General features: G+C 47.6%; 19 protein-coding genes. 2 read left to right on the top strand and 17 right to left on the bottom strand.

The window, feature by feature from the left end:
- Positions 1-52: 52 nt before the first annotated feature.
- Both BMY09_RS00520 and BMY09_RS00515 read right to left on the bottom strand, forming a co-directional pair.
- A complete protein-coding gene (locus BMY09_RS00520; protein ID WP_091353831.1) occupies positions 53-568 on the bottom strand; it encodes a lipocalin family protein in 516 nt (171 codons plus the stop codon).
- A gap of 103 nt (positions 569-671) precedes the next feature.
- Positions 672-1,742, bottom strand: coding sequence for a zinc-binding metallopeptidase family protein (locus BMY09_RS00515; RefSeq protein WP_175483411.1), 1,071 nt, complete (start codon positions 1,740-1,742; stop codon positions 672-674).
- A 467-nt stretch (positions 1,743-2,209) separates the two neighbouring features.
- On the opposite strand from BMY09_RS00515, the gene BMY09_RS00510 reads away from it, so the two are divergent.
- Complete coding sequence (locus tag BMY09_RS00510; protein ID WP_091352511.1) at positions 2,210-2,413, top strand: hypothetical protein; 204 nt, start codon at positions 2,210-2,212, stop codon at positions 2,411-2,413.
- A 127-nt stretch (positions 2,414-2,540) separates the two neighbouring features.
- Here the strand turns inward: BMY09_RS00510 and BMY09_RS00505 are convergent, their stop codons facing one another.
- The 5 genes from BMY09_RS00505 to alaC all read right to left on the bottom strand — a co-directional run bounded on the left by BMY09_RS00505 (position 2,541) and on the right by alaC (position 7,183).
- Positions 2,541-3,773, bottom strand: coding sequence for a DUF711 family protein (locus BMY09_RS00505; protein ID WP_091352508.1), 1,233 nt, complete (start codon positions 3,771-3,773; stop codon positions 2,541-2,543).
- 87 nt (positions 3,774-3,860) lie between these two features.
- Positions 3,861-4,247 (bottom strand): tautomerase family protein, encoded by a 387-nt coding sequence (locus BMY09_RS00500; RefSeq protein ID WP_091352502.1) that lies wholly within the window; start codon positions 4,245-4,247, stop codon positions 3,861-3,863.
- Between the two features lie 59 nt (positions 4,248-4,306).
- Positions 4,307-5,029: a polyamine aminopropyltransferase gene (locus BMY09_RS00495; RefSeq protein WP_091352499.1), complete on the bottom strand. Its 723-nt coding sequence runs from the start codon at positions 5,027-5,029 to the stop codon at positions 4,307-4,309.
- 183 nt (positions 5,030-5,212) lie between these two features.
- Entirely contained in the window at positions 5,213-5,641 is a 429-nt protein-coding gene (locus BMY09_RS00490; protein WP_245756469.1) for a gamma-glutamylcyclotransferase family protein, read from the bottom strand.
- A 309-nt stretch (positions 5,642-5,950) separates the two neighbouring features.
- Positions 5,951-7,183, bottom strand: a complete 1,233-nt coding sequence (gene alaC / locus BMY09_RS00485; RefSeq protein ID WP_091352496.1) for an alanine transaminase — start codon at positions 7,181-7,183, stop codon at positions 5,951-5,953.
- Between the two features lie 587 nt (positions 7,184-7,770).
- On the opposite strand from alaC, the gene BMY09_RS00475 reads away from it, so the two are divergent.
- Entirely contained in the window at positions 7,771-8,388 is a 618-nt protein-coding gene (locus tag BMY09_RS00475) for a Fic/DOC family protein (protein WP_091352490.1), read from the top strand.
- Positions 8,389-8,891: 503 nt separating this feature from the next.
- Here the strand turns inward: BMY09_RS00475 and BMY09_RS00470 are convergent.
- The 10 genes from BMY09_RS00470 to uraH form a co-directional block, all read right to left on the bottom strand.
- Positions 8,892-9,239: a DUF3024 domain-containing protein gene (locus BMY09_RS00470; RefSeq protein ID WP_091352487.1), complete on the bottom strand. Its 348-nt coding sequence runs from the start codon at positions 9,237-9,239 to the stop codon at positions 8,892-8,894.
- A gap of 158 nt (positions 9,240-9,397) precedes the next feature.
- The gene (locus BMY09_RS00465; RefSeq protein WP_091352484.1) at positions 9,398-9,802 is read right to left on the bottom strand and encodes a DUF1801 domain-containing protein; all 405 of its coding nucleotides are present in this window, start codon (positions 9,800-9,802) and stop codon (positions 9,398-9,400) included.
- A gap of 91 nt (positions 9,803-9,893) precedes the next feature.
- The gene (locus tag BMY09_RS00460) at positions 9,894-10,259 is read right to left on the bottom strand and encodes a VOC family protein (protein WP_091352482.1); all 366 of its coding nucleotides are present in this window, start codon (positions 10,257-10,259) and stop codon (positions 9,894-9,896) included.
- 793 nt (positions 10,260-11,052) lie between these two features.
- Positions 11,053-12,087, bottom strand: a complete 1,035-nt coding sequence (locus BMY09_RS00455; RefSeq protein WP_091352479.1) for a GGDEF domain-containing protein — start codon at positions 12,085-12,087, stop codon at positions 11,053-11,055.
- Between the two features lie 857 nt (positions 12,088-12,944).
- Positions 12,945-14,135, bottom strand: coding sequence for a DUF3047 domain-containing protein (locus tag BMY09_RS00450; protein ID WP_091352476.1), 1,191 nt, complete (start codon positions 14,133-14,135; stop codon positions 12,945-12,947).
- 102 nt (positions 14,136-14,237) lie between these two features.
- Positions 14,238-14,924 (bottom strand): response regulator transcription factor, encoded by a 687-nt coding sequence (locus tag BMY09_RS00445; RefSeq protein WP_091352474.1) that lies wholly within the window; start codon positions 14,922-14,924, stop codon positions 14,238-14,240.
- Positions 14,918-15,484, bottom strand: a complete 567-nt coding sequence (locus tag BMY09_RS00440) for a sensor histidine kinase (RefSeq protein ID WP_245756468.1) — start codon at positions 15,482-15,484, stop codon at positions 14,918-14,920. Before BMY09_RS00440 ends, BMY09_RS00445 begins: the two co-directional genes overlap by 7 nt.
- Complete coding sequence (locus BMY09_RS22300) at positions 15,424-16,404, bottom strand: hypothetical protein (protein ID WP_245756467.1); 981 nt, start codon at positions 16,402-16,404, stop codon at positions 15,424-15,426. The genes BMY09_RS00440 and BMY09_RS22300 overlap by 61 nt, the downstream gene beginning before the upstream one ends.
- Positions 16,388-16,906, bottom strand: a complete 519-nt coding sequence (locus BMY09_RS00435) for a tetratricopeptide repeat protein (RefSeq protein ID WP_091352469.1) — start codon at positions 16,904-16,906, stop codon at positions 16,388-16,390. The genes BMY09_RS22300 and BMY09_RS00435 overlap by 17 nt, the downstream gene beginning before the upstream one ends.
- Before the next feature lie 561 nt (positions 16,907-17,467).
- On the bottom strand, positions 17,468-17,821 hold the full coding sequence (gene uraH / locus BMY09_RS00430) for a hydroxyisourate hydrolase (RefSeq protein WP_091352468.1): 354 nt from the start codon (positions 17,819-17,821) through the stop codon (positions 17,468-17,470).
- Positions 17,822-18,082 lie beyond the last annotated feature (261 nt).

The following is an 18,082-nucleotide window of genomic DNA, read 5'->3' as shown; positions in this document are numbered from 1 at the left end:
GTTTAACGGCTGAGCGAAAAGATGTAAAACAGGTCTTTTCTGGCAGCTGTGGTCATTGCTGCTTAACCCAGATGAGTTCATCCGTATCAAAACCCCGTTCCTCAGACAATCTGATAAACCACTCTCTCACCTCCGGTGTCACCGTCGGCTTTCGTGACAGCAACCAGAGATAGGATGAGTCAGGTCCGGAAACAAAGGAGTACTGATAGTTCTCACGATCCAGATCGAACACCACATAGGAACCATAAAATGGTCCAAAGAAGGACACCTTGAGATACCCTTCATCGTGGTCATTAACGAAATAAGCCTTCCCTTCAGCTTCCTGCCAGACTCCACTCGCTTCAGAATACCCCCGGTTAAGAACAGCAACACCACCATCATTCCGCAAAGAGTATTCCGCCGATACCCGGGTTAACCCCCGCTCAAACGAGTGATCCAATCGGGCAACTTCATACCACTTGCCTAAATACCGCGCTAACTCAAACTGACCCACCGGCTTCACAGACTCCGGCATTCCCAAGCAGCCATGCAGCAGTAACGCGGTCATCAAAATCAAAACCGTTTTCATACTATCAATCTCAAAAGCGATAGACAGGCCCAATGAAACCAGACCATTTGCACCTTATACGCTGAGATAGCCGTTCAGATCATCCACTGTTGTAACAGAGCGCTCAGATCCGCTCTTTCAGCAGTTCATGGATAAAGCGCAGTTTCTCTTTCACACGAGGCATCAGCACGAAGGGGTAGAGATCAGGCTGCCCCATACTGCGATTCAGGCAGTTGGTTGCAAAAATCACCGCCAGAGCTTTGGACATAAAGGCATCAAAATCGACCTGGCCGTAAGGGTCAATATCTGCAGTCATCGCTAAGCCCTGATTTTTCTCAGCATAATAAGGGTTAACCGATACCCTTAGCGCCGTGGCCGTTTCCATAATATCGGTAAGATGCAGATAGTGAGACCAGGTTTCGGCCCAGTCCTCCCAGGGGTGGGACGAAGCATACTCAGTAACATAATACTGATTCCAGTCGGGCACAGGGCCGTTATCATAGTAACGCTGTAGCGCCTGAGCATAATTTTTCCGCTCGTCACCAAACGCTGTTCGATAGCGCTCCAGCCAGCGAGGGTTATCCCGAATCAGTACGTCCCAGTAATAATGACCCACCTCATGACGCAGATGCCCCAGCAGGGTTCGATATTGCTCATGCATATCAATGCGGGCCTGCTCACGCTGGACTGAGTTAGCCTCATTCATTGTTATCGTGATTTTGCCACCGGCATGACCCGTCATGGTGTGCGCATCTTTCGGCACAACCTGCCGGGTGTTGATAAAGTCAAACGAGATGCCCGAGTCCTGAGGAGACTGCTTACGGTCAACCGGTAACTGATGTTTCAATAAACTGTAGACCAGCCGGTGTTTGGCAGACTGCAGAGCACGCCAGCCATCGAGATTTTCAATCGTACCAATATTCGGAATATACCGGTTCAGTTCACAGGAGATACACAAACCACTGGCTGAGTCACTGTCGACCAGCCAGTTGCACGCCTGCTGCTGCTTGTTTTTACAATATTTCCAGGTGAGCCCCTGCGGTTTATTCACCTCGATTAAGTTGCCGTTATGCTCACAGACGGTAATAAAGCGTAATAACTTAGGCTCAAAGGCAACCTCATATTGACAGCGTTCGCACCTGACACTCTCAAACAGTATGACGTGCTCACAGTGTCCGCATTGAAAAATCTGCATAGTTTCGCCTTCTGAAATTGCTACAGCACTGACCGGATTGCCGCCCGCCGCAGGTTGGGCCCAGCTTGAGCCCTGGTTAAAATGTCGTTGTATTGGCTCACTCATGATCCTGACTGAATTCATGCGGCTGAGAACCGATAACAGTGTCACCTTAGATTAGATCCGCTCAAAAAAGTATCAAATAATGTTTCCGCACCGCTGTGGTTATAAACAGGTCAGAAAGTCTGATTAGCTCTATGAACGTTCGCGCATTACCGGTGTCTCAGTGAGAGATCGTGAAAGACCATCAGTTACCACAGTAGCTCTGAGATAAAGCACGACCGAAGAGTGCAGAGGAGTAAATCGCCACCGATCTGATAGACGCCTCTTTACCGCTTCAACCTAAAGTAAAGTAACGTAAAGTGAATTGAACAGTCCCCTGCTTAAACGTTATAAAACAGTGGTTGTCTAATAATAAGGAGAAGATTATGAATAAGTATATCGCATCATTTCTTGCTGCCAGCGCGCTGGCATTCACAGGCACCAGCGCTATGGCGCAGGACAGTAGCCGCACCGAAAGCCAGACAGAAGAACACCGGGCTCAGTCAGAATCCACAACCGAATATTCAGCTATCTCAGACAACGAACTCTCTGCATATACCGGCTTAAAGGATAACCAGGCTGAAGGGTAATTCAGCTTAGCCATCATTAACAGGGAAGCGGTTACTCAGCCGCTTGAAAAGGCTCTCCCCCTTGACTCAGTCTGGCTATACAGGCCTGAGTCGTTCAGCAGCCCGTCCAGTGTCGCTGGCATGATGTTTATGGAACAGCCAACACCGCGCAATTGCAAAGATCATCACTTTCAAAAGCCGTGATATCGCCCGCGTCCAGGCCGGGAACGGGAAACACACGCACGGTTAATGGTTTATTCAAACGGTATGCCATAGTCCCGGTATCTCTCATCAGCGCCGCAATCTTGTCTGCTGGGGTGTCTCCAGGGATCGGTACGGTATCCAGCCCAATACCGCACACAGCGCTATAGGTTAACAACGAACGGATATCAAAATTTGCCTCGATACTGCCCTGCGCCAGGCCGGTATCTTCTGTCAGCGCCAGCATCAGGCCGGAAAAGCCGACCAGATCGACCCCCTCAATCGATTTGAAAACCCGGGTCAACAACGCTGACGCCTCAACGGTGCCCGCAGCACCAAAGTATTCCACTCCCATCTGTTCATAGACAGCCGTCATACTCGCACAGTTTTTAGACGGGGCGGCAGAGCTGTCAAAGCCCGCAAATTCAAATGGCATATCAAATTCAGCACGGCTGATAATCGTTTGAATATGGCTGATATGGTGCTGTAGTGCGTTACGCATCACCTGATAATACCCTTGAAACAGGTCATTATGGTTTTCAGCGTTGGCTTTCTGGTTATAGGTCTGCAGCACATCAACCAACAGGTCCGGTGTTTCAAGGCCGATAACAAAGCGGTTACCTGACGCTTTGCGATGATAGCTGGCGGGAAAATAGGGAATAAGCGGCTCACAGTTAAAATTAACGGTGAAGTTAAAGTTCCCCTCACCCCGCGGGGTGATAGCGCTGATCCTTTTAACCGCCTTTACCGCATGGTGGATCAATTCGTTATCAAGAAAGCCATATTCATCCAGACCGACATTGACACACACATTGCACAGATCACCAAACGCCTGAATTAACTCGGGTAAAAGCGATATTTCATGTGCCGTTTTAGCCTCACCGATGGCAAAGCGGATGCGCAACCCGGACAGGTCAGACGCGTTCAACAGCTCACTCAGAAACGCCAGATCAGCTCTGGCACTGTCAAGACTGGCGGTATTCAGATACTCACCGAAGGGGTTTGTCACAATGCGAATCGACTGAACAGTATAGCCATTATCGATAAATTCTTGTGATAATCGCAGACAAAACCGGGAGGCTTTATCGATCTCGTCCTTCCAGCTCTCTATATCACCCGTCAAAGACAGAAAAGTGGTGATCGTTCTGACTTTACAAAGATCTTTATTGTGATAGCTCAATTGTCTGCCTCCATTCTATATAAGCTCTCTAACCCGGTCTTAGAGCTCTGTCTGAGAATTGTGTGATCAACACAGCTCTACCGTTTCTTACACATTAACTTTGTAGTTCAGATCCCTGGCTTCATCGCCAGTTATCCCTCTGAAGCCCCACTGATAAGGAGCCTGCTCCTTAATGGTAATCTCAACATCCACCGGGGAGATAGACAGCTGCCCCTCGATCTCATGAAACAGGGCCTTGATCAGCGCCTTTTGCGTTTCCGGTTTACGACCCGCCATCATATTAATCTCAATCACCGTATAGGCGTCAGATCGGCCACCCGGATAATAGAAGTCCTCTTTATCCATCGGCACAAAACGGTGGGCACGCTTATCTTCAGGCATACCCAGCACCGCTTGCATACAACCATGAATCACATCGGATAGCTGAGCTTTTAGCGGATTTAAGCGCTCTTTAATTCCATAGACAACGATCATAATTATTCCTTAATGATGATAAGTATGGGGTTGCGAAAACCGCAAGCCTACTGAATGCGCTATGGCTTCACACACACATACACAGAGTTAGTCGATTCGCCGCCCTGAAACGGATTATAGAAAGAGACCACATGGGATGTCACTTGTGCAAAAACTGTGTTCAGCAACGCTTCAAACTGCGCTTCAGGCAGATTCTGTGACCACATGGCAAACACACCACCGGGATTCAGCTGTTGCGCCATCAGTGCCAGATTTTCAGTGGTATAAAAGCTGGCATTGGCAGAGTTAAGGTATTCCGTAGGCGAATGATCGATATCCAGCAGAATGGCATCAAACTGTTTACCAGCACTGTCCGGGTCAAACCCCTGCTCAGGGTCTGTCGCCAGATCGAAGAAGCTACCCAGCACATAGCGATTACGAGTATCTTCATTCAGTATTTTCCCCAGCGGCACCTGCTCTTTCCGGTGCCAGCCGATCACAGTCTCAATCGCATCAACCACCAGCAGCTCTGCAATGCGCTCATCCTTCAGAGCAGCCACAGCGGTATAACCCAGCCCCAGTCCACCGACCACAACACTAAGGTCATCACCCTGCACTGCCGCTAACCCCAATGTCGAGAGTGCCTCTTCCGCCTCGACAAACATACTCGACATGAGAAACTCTTCACCGAGTTTCACTTCGTAGATATCCCGGTCACCAAAAGCAGGCATCCGCCGTTTGCGTAATGAGATCTGCCCTAATGGCGAGCTCTGGCTATCAATCTCTTCAAATAATGGCGGCATGGCGGGTTAGTCCTGATATCTGATGTGAAATGGAGGCAGGCAAACATCATACTTGCCTGATGCGGTAATGGAAAATATTGGTTAGTTTCGCTGTGAGAGTTTTTAAAAAACAAAAGCGGTTTAACCACAGAGGGCACTGAGGACACTGAGGAAAGAACTGAGGAAAGATAAACGGGAACGGATTCATTCTTTTTTCAGCAGACGGTACACCCAGGCTGACCGACCATCCTGCAGCGTCACTTCCACCCTCTCGTAGCGAACACCCAGGCGTTCATAGCGATCCAGCGCTCTGAACTCATTGGCATTCACCATGATCAGCTGTCCCTTGATAACCGCCCCGTTATCCACCTGAATATCAAGCTTATCCTTACGAAAACCCGGTAACTCAGCCAGCTCAACATCGCCGCTACGCCCCATCACCAGCCAGCGAACCCAGGGTTTGGTGAGGGTTCCATAGACAAATACGGGATAGGTCGCGTGCTCCTCAATAACAGGCAGATTGTCAGGCGGATTATAGCCAAAGGGGCTGGCAAAGGTCAGCCACAGATAGCCAACCGCCATAATCATGAATGCGGACAGAGTCGCCAGTATATATCGAATCGGTTTTCCCATGGCGTTCCCCTGATTGAACCTACTTTTTATAAAAATCGAGCGTTTTTACTGCAGTAGCCAAAGGGCATGCTAAGGACACAGAAAGCACTGAGGGAAAAGCGGAGAAAGAGGCTCGCTTATAAATCGAATATATCTATCCTTAACCTTCTTCTCCCGAGCCTTTTCTTTATCCTTTCTCCGTGTACTCAGTGCCCTCTGTGGTAAGTTTTTTAAGGATTATCCACAGAGAACACGGAGGACAGAGAGGAAAACGCGGGTAAAGATTCATTTTTATAAGCACAATAAATCTGTCCCGTTTTTTCCTTATGCTTAGCGGCGTTTTTCCGGCATCTCAATCAGGCCATCTTTGCGGAACATCGCCTTAATACCACGCACCGCCTGACGGATACGGTCCTGATTCTCGATCAGGGCAAAGCGAACGAAACCATCACCGTAATCGCCAAAACCCACGCCCGGAGAGACGCATACTTTAGCGTCAGAGAGCAGTTTCTTGGCGAACTCCAGTGAGCCCATCGCCTGATAAGGTTCAGGGATTTTAGCCCAGATATACATCGATGCTTTAGGGATATCTACCATCCAGCCTGCTTCATGCAGCCCTTTTGCCAGCGCATTACGCCGTTGCCGATACTGCTCAGCAATATCCAATACGCACTGCTGATCCCCTTCCAGCGCCGCAATTGCCGCGACCTGCAGCGGCGTGAAGGTGCCGTAATCGTGATAGCTTTTGATTCTCGCCAGCGCATGCACCAGCTCTTTATTACCCACCATAAAGCCGATACGCCAGCCCGCCATATTGTAGCTCTTGGACAGGGTGAAGAACTCCACCGCGACATCCTTGGCACCCGGCACCTGCATAATCGAAGGGGCTTTCCAGCCATCATAGACAATGTCGGCATAAGCAAGATCATGCACCACGATGATATCGTGCTCTTTGGCCAGGGCGACCACACGTTCAAAGAAATCCAGTTCAACACATTGTGCAGTGGGATTGGACGGAAAACCAAGAATCATCATCTTCGGTTTCGGAATCGATTCACGGATCGCCCGTTCCAGTTCCACGAAAAAGTCGACGCCGGGAATCAGCGGTATCGAGCGCACCTGGGCACCGGCAATCACCGCACCGTAGATATGGATCGGGTAACTCGGATTGGGCACCAGCACGGTATCACCATGATCCACCGTCGCCAGCATCAGATGCGCCAGCCCCTCCTTTGAACCAATGGTAACAATCGCCTCCTCTTCAGGATCGATATCAACATCATAACGGTCCTGATACCAGCGGGAGATCGCCCGTCGAAGGCGTGGAATACCCCGAGACGTGGAGTAACCATGGGTATCATCGCGCTGCGCGACGGTGCAGAGCTTCTCAACAATATGCGGTGGTGTGGGGCCATCGGGGTTGCCCATACTGAAATCGATAATATCCTCGCCACGACGGCGCGCCGCCATCTTCAGCTCAGCGGTGATATTAAAAACGTACGGGGGCAAGCGATCGATACGGGAAAAATGACGTACGGGGGGTGTGCCAGAATTATCGGCCATAGTAACCTCTATTAACGTAAGCGCCCGGAACCGTCCGAGCGACGCCGACCCTGTGTTCAGGGACGTAGGGGAAATATTAGCGGTATATGAGCGGGCTGGCTAGTCGGGAATACCAAAATTTCTGGAGAAGCAGGTAAAGACTTGAGTCGCTAGACGTCGCTTCGCAGCTATTAACTTCAGTAGTTAGACGTCGCTTCGCTCCTTGCCAGATGCGGCTTCGCCGCTTGCTAGAAAAAGACCTGCGCAGCTCGTGGTTCAAACGCCGGTTCCCAGCTTGCTCGTTATCTCGGAAAGCCTGCTTAACAGGAAGAGTGATGGAGCAGGTTTCTGTGCTATTAAGAAGGGGTGGTGAAATCGATGACTCTCCGGCCCTTTTAATTTCATTCACCACAGAGGGCACGGAGGAAGAATTCATGATTCATAACCCATATAATTTTATCGCCGATGGATTACGGTTACTCTTGCGCATAAAAGGAATCTACCTCTTTATTTTGTCACTATCCCGAATATAACAAACAATCGTGATTGAATTGTTTGGTATGTGCTTTTAAGCTGGCAATACTAACGCTAAGGGGTTTCATTAACCTATGACCAGATATGAGATCGATTCGTCTGAAACCCGATACCAGAATGGTTCAAACGGCACCGTGTTGGCAAATTCGCTCGGCATCACAAATCCTTCAGAGATGAATGATATTGAAGCAATACTGTTAACCAAGCTCTATGAAAAAATTTTCACCGCTAACACTCTTGAACCTGACAGCTGTTCTTTTGAAGACATTTCAACCTGGCATAGACAATGGCTTGGTAACGTCTATGAGTGGGCAGGGAAAATAAGGAATGTCGATATGGGAAAAGCCGGATTCCAGTTTACTTCACCACTTCAGATTCGCAGATGCATAAACAAATTTGAAACAGACTATTTATCCCAATTCCAAAATCTGCCATACATGGATAAAGAAGAACTAATCCGCTACCTGGCACGCAGCCATATCGAATTTATCCTGATACACCCTTTTCGTGAGGGGAACGGGCGCATAAGTCGATTACTGATGGATTGCATGTGCAACAAAGCGGGAATTGGGTTATTAGATTATAGCCTTTGGGATAAACATAAAGAATTTTACGTAGCATCTATCCAGGCAGGCGTGTCACACGAATACCAGCATATGGAGCGGTTAGTTAGTGATATTCTAGACAGCTAAAGACAGTGAGCGATACTTACTCTTGTTTGCTTGCAGCTTTTGCTCTATCGAATCCACAGACTCCCTTGTTTCGATAGCGGTAGAGCTAGCCACGGCCCTGTATATCATTTTTTGGGTTACTTTTTTCTTTTCATGTTTCATGGCTGGCTACCGTAACATCAGCAAACTAATAAATTACATGCTACATCAGCACTACTCGCTATTCAATCTCAAAAAGTCCATCGTTAGGTTGAGGGTCTTTGCAAACACACTGCGGGTATTGAGTGCTCTGAATTACAAGAACGTCAGGTTCTGTTTTTTGTACTGAGTCTGAATCATATTTTCAGATCAAAATAAAACTGCCCCTTTTTTAAGACTATCTACATAGCGGCTGCTGGAGTTATCCGACAGTCTGAAGCTTGCAATAAAAGCCAATTGAAGTAGAACTAAACCATGATAGAGTCGCGCAGTGAATCACGGGGTTGGCGGCACGAAAAATGATCGCAATGCTTGTGATTGTTATCTTATCCGAAGAAGCAGCTGTTTGCGTCTTCACCCACAACTGCTAAGAATTCTTCGAAATACTTCACAGTTGGCATTGGCGTGTAGCTATGCCATTTAAGATCCTGGCGCTGCCAGAAGATCTTCCAAATGCCGTTCTTTTTCACGTAGGTTGCTTTCGCAATGGGAATTTCGATTTTCTCGTTTGGATTATCCCATCCAGATCTAATTTCGAATATCTCGACACTTTGATTTTCAATGCGATAAGCGAGATCAACCTCATTCCGAATATGGGGTGGAGGCCGATGATCATCAAGAAATTTCTCCAACTCCTTCTCACATCGCTTAGTTTCAAACTCACTGATCGCCATCTTGGAAGCCTAATCCTCGTTTTCAAATAACACAGAGTTCAGGGGGGAGCAACGCTACCACCCTGCCTAAACCATTGTGCCGCAAACACTAAAGTCGATTCAAACTAAAAATGCCAGGCGTTGAGAATCTCTCTTAAACGCTTTGTAATGTGAATTTTTCAGGCACCAAGAAGCGGTAAATGTTTACGCTGTTGATACGTTAAAGCCAACTCTAAGCAGTGCTTTATGATTCCTTCTGGCAGTGGCTCTGATAATGAAAACACTATTGCTCTGTTTCCCTGAAACTCTAGCACTTCACCATACAGTTCCCGGAATGTATCGACTAACTTAGTTTTGCAATTGAAGAAGAGAAAGTAATGATTGGGAGACTTCAGTTTCCAGTCCATTCTGAGCGGGGTTCCTGTTTTGACACTGTAGCTTGGTTCACCCCATTTAAGAGATTCTTCGACTTCACCCAACTCCAACTCAGCAGCGACTTTAAAGACAAGATTTCTCACTTCCTCTAACCTGGCACGTGCACTTTCTGGATATTTATCGAAGCGATCTTTAACGACCCGATCCATTGAACTCTCCTACTTACATAATGCCACACATCGGCGGTGCAGCTTTGCTGAGTCAAGCTGCATGTGATTGTTAGGCGGTAGTTTTGATATATTAATTATCAATCTTCTCACCAAACATTATTCGGTGTCCGTCATTCGTACAAATTCCGAACTCCCTCATGCCCCAGGGTTCACTTTTTAGAGCTTTTATTACTTCGGCACCTTTACTGGAAATCTCCGCGAAATGCTGATCTGCGCTATCAACTATAAGGTACGCAAAATAGGAATGATCCCCCAATTCACTTGCCGGAATCGAATCTGGGCAATCTCCTGCCATTATTCGGCATCCATCGCGTTCAAACATACGCCACCCATCATCTCCGATTTCTCGAATAGTGAATCCAAGCACATCTTGATAATACGAGGCTGCCGCAGATAAATCCCGAACGGCAATAACATACATATTGTGAGTAATCATTGCTTACCACCTAACATTAGAGTTGCGTGCCTTCGCGCTTTGACACCGCCAGACTGTAAAATGAGAAGCTATATCTATTTGAACTGAAAGGGTAGTTCTGAAGCACATCGTTTTTCATCCCTGAAAATGCGCATGCGCGTTTTGGCACTTTCAACCGGCACATAGTCTCACCTGTTGATATCCTTATTTGCCTGATTCTGCACCACTTTAAAGGGTTATGCCAGTGGCAAAGCGTACCACTCTTTCTGAGTTATCCCAATTGACTGTTTATATAAAAATACTGGGATTATCCACAGCGAGTAACGAGAAGATTAAAGACTATAAATGAGGCCCTTTCTCTGTGACCTCAGTGTTCTCTGTGGTTAACCTTTGATCTCTGAAAGTCGTTCTAGCGCATAAAACGCAGGGGATCAAAAAGTATCATCGGCCGTGGTATCAGGGTATGCATTCCCATGCCGGAGCATGGGAACGAGCGCAAGGGCTCCTACAGTGAGTTGATTAATTGCAGGGGGCGTGTGGGCGAGTCTTTTCAATAAGAAGTTTGACAGTAACCCCAATCGAGACGGGGTCGCCGTCTCCCACAAAACACAGAAGGCCATAATTCCCGCTTTTTCGAGCAACAAGCCACGAACAACGGCTTCGCTTTTTCTAACAACTCAATCCCTATCATTAGAGCAGCATCCATAGGTGCCATTTGCAGGTTACCCAGTCTTGCATTGATGTGACGTTGATGCGCCCAAAGCGAAGATAAGCAGTATCTATCAATGACTGAACAGTATATTCATACGACTGATTACATGTACGCTGGATTATTGGCAATGTCCTGAATGCCTGAGTTTTTTCTTACTTCTTTGTACTTGTGTTTTGCAACATACATATTCTTATCAGCCTGCTGGATTAACCCTTCAGCTGAAATATTTTCGCCTGCAGAGGCCTGTGCATAGCCAAGACTAATAGAAAGGTTTTTATCATACTTCCTAAGCCGATCGGCGATACGCACGCCAAAGGTATTCTTTGCCTGAGCTTCTGTGCAGTTAGCGAAAATGATACCGAACTCATCACCACCATAACGAAAAGCATGATCTTCTAATCGCGTAAGACTCTTAATTGCGTCGGCTACAGCGATCAGGATTTGATCTCCTTGTTGATGACCAAGGGTGTCATTGATTAGCTTGAAATCATTTATATCGATAAATACATAGGTCAGTGGTTCGGAAGATCGCTTTGAGCGACTCAACTCATTAGTAAGTATTTCAGTCAGCGAACGCACATTCATCAGACCTGTCAGAGGGTCTTTTGCGGCCATGATATTTAAGTGATCAACAATGACTTCACGTCCTGACTCGTATACATGGGCTGCAGCCCATATTGCTGTAGAGCATAGTCCAATATTAACCAATGCAATCCAATGAGCCTCCGGGACTGGTTGCCAGTTGCGCCACCCAAGAATGCTTAACCCCACCAGTAGAAAGACTGATGTTATCCACATAGCTGTTTTGCGGCCCAACAGAAGATAGGAGATCACTGGGAAAATATAAATCCAGGAAAACAGGCCTGAACGAAAACTGGAAACCCAAATACCAAGCAGAACTAAGCTAAAAAAGGTACACAGATAAATAAGTGACCATCTATGCAGGTTAGGTGTTTTTTTAGCAATTAATAATAAACAGCACCAGAAAACTGTCATCGTTACCTGAATCAATGCATAGAGCTTGAGATCTACTGTCCAGTTAAAATATGCAAAAAAAGCTGCGGAGGGGATAGAAATGCTGAGCAGGACACTCAATACTGATCGACGGTAGTGATTTACATCTGACAAGAGCATCATGTGTTCTTTAAGAACCTCTTACGGCAAAGAATTATTTCAGCGTTGAAATGTGTCTGTAATCATTGAAGAACCATTGGCTGCTATTTGATCTTTACCAAGCGTAAATGTTTTACGAAATGCCACAGCTGCTAAACACCTGATTCTCTAATGAGGAAATAAGCATAGTGGCTGCGTTGAACAAAATATACTGTATATTTTGGGGAAGATACTCATTTTAGGGTCTGCCCTATTCCGCCCCCTGGTGAGAGATTGTGCGGCTTGTGAGAGCAGTGGGGTTAGGGCGAGTACTGCCTCTTGAGATGATCAGGTGTGGGATTTTAGAGATGGGCTAAGTGGGGCTGGTCGAAAGGCAAAGCCGAGGAGGAAAGATAGAGATAAAAGATCGCCCTTTCTCTGTGTTCTCTGTGGTTAACCTTTGATTTCTGAAAGTCGTTCTGGCGTAGAAAACACAGGGGATCAAAAAGTATCATCGGCCGTGGTATCAGGGTATGCGTTCCCACGCCGGAGCATGGGAACGAGCGCAAAGTCGTTCTGGCGCAGAATGCACAGCGGATCAAAAAGTATCACCGGCGTGGTATCAGGGTATGCATTCCCACGCCGGAGCATGGGAACGAGCGCAATAGTTTATTGCAGGGGTCGTGAGGGTGAGTCTTTTCAATAAGAAGTTTGGCAGTAACCCCAATCGCGACGAGGGCGTCGCTCCCACAAAACACAGAAGGCCATAATTCCCGCTTTTTCGAGCAACGAGCGACGGCCTTTCATTTAACCATCCATCGCTTCAGCAGAAAATAATGCCCCTTCAAAAGGGGCGAATATCCTTTTCTTTCAATTAGTTAACACAGGAGAAATAACCAGCGTCACAACACTTTGACGATTGTTGAGCCGTGGTGTAAGGCTATATCACTATAACTACATCTACCCGAGCTACGAAGGAACACGCTGTTGGCAATCAACCAGATTCGGGTGATCTGGGTGGCCGAACCTCCAATAAATTGCTGATAATCACTATACAGGTTCCGCTGCTCTTTCAATTCTTTACCTAACTCAGTTGCCCCACTTCGCTGCACAACATGGGTTTCTATGTCGCTCCAGCGCGGCAGTGGACATTGAAAAACCTTGCCTTCCGGTAACGATGAGCTCCACATATATGTAATGTCTTTACCATCATCAAACTCAACTGCAATTGATAGATAATCGTGACTCAAGACGGCATCTTCGGCTACATCAGCCGGTAGCTGTTCAACCAGCCACTGCCAGGAAATACCCAGCCCCTTCTCCAGGGGCATTTCGATGGGATATTGTAAAATACCTACATCTTTGTGAGTGTTGCAGTCTATATGGCCCTCATGATCACCGGTAAAGATCCCCCCATCACCAAACATATACATATAGTGCCAACCCGCCGGCAGGCTGCTTTCATGGCTTAATCGCTTTATTTCGGCACTTACCAAGCCTTCTACATCACCGGCTGCGGAAAGTTGTATCAGTCCCTGGAGCGGATCGTCCTGCCATACGATCGCCACTCCCTCGATGAAGCCTTCAGCCGCGACGTAGTGCTCAGGGGGCGTGAATAACTCACCCTGTGGATTTGAAAATTCACCTACGGAACGGGCGATCTCTAAAACACCGGAGCGGTCGGCTAGCATAGTGCCGCTATTATTCATCGGATTATATGAGAGGCCACCATCAATACGTGCATGAAAAGCAACACCCGGCTCCACCCACAGATCCATCTCTTTAACAATCCACCAGCGACCGTTCAACAGAAAAGTAACAGATTGCCCTGCAGTTAACTGTCCCAGCGTTTGGGTCCAGGGAAGATCCTCCGGGGTCAGGGTAAAGTTGATCAGCCGTTCGATATTAGCCCTGGAGCGGTTAACTAAATTCGCCACCTTGAGATGAAAGTTTTTATTCGGCTCCGGTGCAGAGGCACCACTTTTCAATGCTAATGCCGAGGCACAGGGAAGCAGAGCGCCAACCCCCAATATAGATTTAATCGCTCGTCTGCGACTCTGACTGCTTGACTGATCTGAAGATGACTTTGACATACAGGATTCCTTATTACGTTACGGTTTCTATGTAGCGTAATAAGTGCGCGCTGTTGTTAGGTCAGTTTTGAGTAAGTAGAAGGTAAGTTTTTTGTAAGCCCTTCATGCCTCATAACGATAGCCAGAACCCCGTGCGGTTTTAATAATCTCGGGAACCTTCTGATCTGTTTCAATTTTCCCCCTTAGCACCGCAATAGATTGATCAAGCGCCCGGCTATTGGGAAAGTAATCGCGTCCCCAGCACTCGTTAAACAGCATATCCCGGCTTACCACATTGCCCTCTGATTCATACAATAAGCGCAGAATAGATAGCTCTCTGGGGGTTAATTCCACTGAATTACCCTCACGCACCGCCCTTAAACCACCAACATCAACATACAGATCACGCATCCAGAATCCGGAGATCGGTTCACAGCTTTTATACAGGGGTATTCTTCTCACCATCGCCTCGATGCGAGCTAACAGTTCATTCACACTGTAAGGTTTGCTGACATAATCATCCACACCCAGCGCGAGTCCTTCAATACGTTCAGGTTCAGAGCCCTTGGCAGATAACATCAGAATCGGCAGTGTCGGCCAGTGACTTCGCAGCCTTTTACAGAGTTCGTCACCCGACATGCCCGGTAAATTCCGATCCAGAATACAGAGATCCGGTTTCGACTGCTGACAGGCTTGCCAGGCGTGTTCTGCCGTGTCAAAGCACAGGCAACGATAACCCTCAAGTGTCAAAAGCTCTTTTAAGCCCAAAGTGGTCAGAGAGTCATCTTCAACAATCAGCACAGTTAACATGGGGGATCTCGCTTCAGTATGGGCAGATAAAGCTTATAGTGACGGCCGGAGTCTGTCATTTTCATATCCAGTCGACCATCAAATTGAGCTGCGAGTCGCTGACAGGTTTGCAAGCCAAGGCCCAGCCCGGCAGGGGCGATAGCATAGGGGCTATCAACCGCTTGCTGCCTGCAGTTATTTACCGAGAAGAACAATTCGTTGTCCTCCAGTCCTGCCGCCATTGTAACCAGATGTCCGGGAGCATACTTACGCGCGTTGTCGAGCAGATTCAGTAACACTAACTCAACCGCGAGTTTTGGATACCAGTACTTATCATTGAGTGTCGTTTGTACACAAAGCTGACAGCCCGTTGACGTCAACCGGAGCTGATACTGCTGATATAGCGACTGTAAATGGGTTGCCGGTGACAAATACTGCCACGGGTCTACTGGTTTTCCACGCATGAGTGCTGTGGCATTATCGATGATCTGAGAAATACGCAGCATCTCGTTATCAACAATCAATTGATAACGTTCTTTATCTGATTGTTCTTCGGAGCGCAGCATGAGACCGACATACAAATTGATATTACCCAGAGGAGTTCTGAGTTCGTGGGCAATATCCTGAGTACAACTAAGCAGCGTTCCGCCCGCGAGACCTGCACTTTGTAATGCCGGTAAACCAGGTAGGAGACAGCGCAGCTCAGCCCCAGCAGCGGCAGCACCATCGCGAGAAATAACCAGCGAGCAGAGGCAGTTTCCTGCGGTGCAACTTTAAGTTGCGGCGTAATGATCAACCCGAGTTTTTTGAAGGTGTACTGCACCTTGGGCGGAGTATCAGGAGCGGCCTGCAACTGACTAAAGCTGTCCTCAATTTTAAAGTCATGGCTCAGCACTCTGAGTTCATCGCTATCCCACACCCAATCATGTACCACTTTAGCTGTCGACAACACACATAGGGTCATACCTGGCTGCCCCCGCCAACAGTAAAGATATGCAGGACCAATTGAAGTGGTTACCGCCAGCCAGACATCCACTGTCTGATTAGCTGAGCGACGCTGTAATTGATCATGTGCAGAGATAATGTCTGTTTTCACATCGTCCAGTAACGTTTTATCAAAAAACGTCAGTGCGAGGCCAGAATCCGGGTAGAGAATACCATCGTCGGTATACACAGATACCAGTTCAATCAGGGGGCTATTAGTGGCCAGAGAACTTAAATCTCCATATTTATCATCCAGTATCGCACTGCGCACCGCGGTCTGATGCGATAAGGCCAGGGCATCAACCTGCCTGGATAATAAACTCTGTAACAGCCTGGACTCTGCCGTAGTCTTATCGAACAACTCGCCCTTATGCAGCTCGTCCAGCGCCCGATAACCATGAATACCCAGTCCAACGACCAGCATAAACGGAATCAGAACGGCGATACCGATAAGCAACCCAGCATACCGGCCAGTGCTGCTAATCAACCGACTTAGCACATTATCTCCACTGCTCATACGCCTCTACGGCATCTGGAAACCCTTGTCTGGCAGCCAGTTCTATCCATTGCCGGCCGAGTGTTTCATTTCTGCTATGGCCGTAACCCCGTAACAGCGCCAGGCCATAATAATACTGCCCCCGGCTATCGCCAGTGTCTGCCGCACGCTTTAACCATAACGTCGCAACTTCAGGTAGTTCACCTGTATTAAGCACGCCGTCCTCATAAAAATTTGAGAGCATTAACATTGAGGCAACCAGGCCTCGGTCAGCACAAGCATTAAGCAGGGTCATCGCACTCTCATGTTTACCCTCTTTATGAACCTCATAAGCTGCCCAGCAGATCACCCCTAATCTTTCGGGCAAACGCTCAAGCTGTTCCATATAGTAACGTAGATCTTCCACCGGATTAAGATAACCATCGTCGATGGGGGCAGTATTCGCGTGAACAGTGCCGCCGTGCAACATGAATATCAGCGCCAGGCTGGTATATAAGTGATGAACGTTCAGGAAGTATTTCATAGCTAACCTCTGTATTAGAAAAAACCGTTATAGGTAGGCTTTAATTTTTACAGAAGTTGCTCCGCCTGTGTGTAAGAAGCACGTAAGAAATTGATCGGGGATATGACAGCATGAAATTTACAGAAAGACAGATGTAAAAGGTCGCCCTTTCTCTGTGACCTCTGTGTTCTCTGTGGTTAACCTTTGATCTCTGAAAGTCGTTCTGGCGTAGAAAACACAGGGGATCAAAGAGTATCATCGGCGTGGTATCAGGGTATGCATTCCCACGCCGGAGCATGGGAACGAGCGCAACAGTGGGTTGATTAATTGTGTGGTTGAGTCCCTTTAATAATAAGTGCGGCAGTAATACCAATCGCGACGAGGTACCCAGAGGGCATGCTAGCGTCGCTCCCACAGCTCCTACAATACCCAGAGGGCATGCTAGCGTCGTTGCTACAATTACCAACCCCCGCTTTTTCGAGCAACGAACAACGAGCTACAGCTTTTGAAACGCTTTTTCTAACAACTAGCAAGCGGCGAAGCCGCGTCTGGCAGTCGCGAAGCGACGTCTAGCGACTGCAGTTAAGACCCGCGATACGTCGAATAGCTGTAAGGCGAGATCAGCAGTGGAACATGGTAGTGCTCCTCTTCATCGGCAATACCAAAGCGCAGTACCACATCATCAAGGAAGGCGGGTTCTGGTAGTTCGACACCCCGTTTGCGGTAATAACTGCCAACACTGAAGACCAGTTCGTAGACGCCCTTTTTAAAATCAGCTCCTTCCAGCACCGGCTGGTCACAGCGGCCATCATCATTGGTCAGGGTGGTATGCAGCAGTTCGCGGCGGGTATCGCTGATACGGTAGAGCGCGACAGGTATGTCACTGCCAGGACAGCCGTGGGCTGAGTCCAGCACATGTGTTGTCAGATAACCCATAAGTTATTCATCCTCTCTTTTATACTTACGCTTTGCATAGTTAAACGTTTGCGACTTACGTTCGGCAGACCGGACTAAACTGATCTGAAGATAGCTACACTATAGAACAGCCAAAACCACAGTTAAAGACAATTTTTTAATTTATTGTATACATTATTATCTGAGTAATATCACATTCTGAAATCAAACCCTGAAACCATTGATCTTAAAGGTGTAGCATCGGTTTTAGTGGAGATCCACCCGGGCTAACCTGGAATTTAC

Origin of the sequence: Amphritea atlantica (assembly GCF_900111095.1) — a bacterium.
Classification (GTDB): Bacteria; Pseudomonadota; Gammaproteobacteria; order Pseudomonadales; family Balneatricaceae; genus Amphritea; species Amphritea atlantica.
This window is presented reverse-complemented; position numbering and strand designations above follow the sequence as displayed.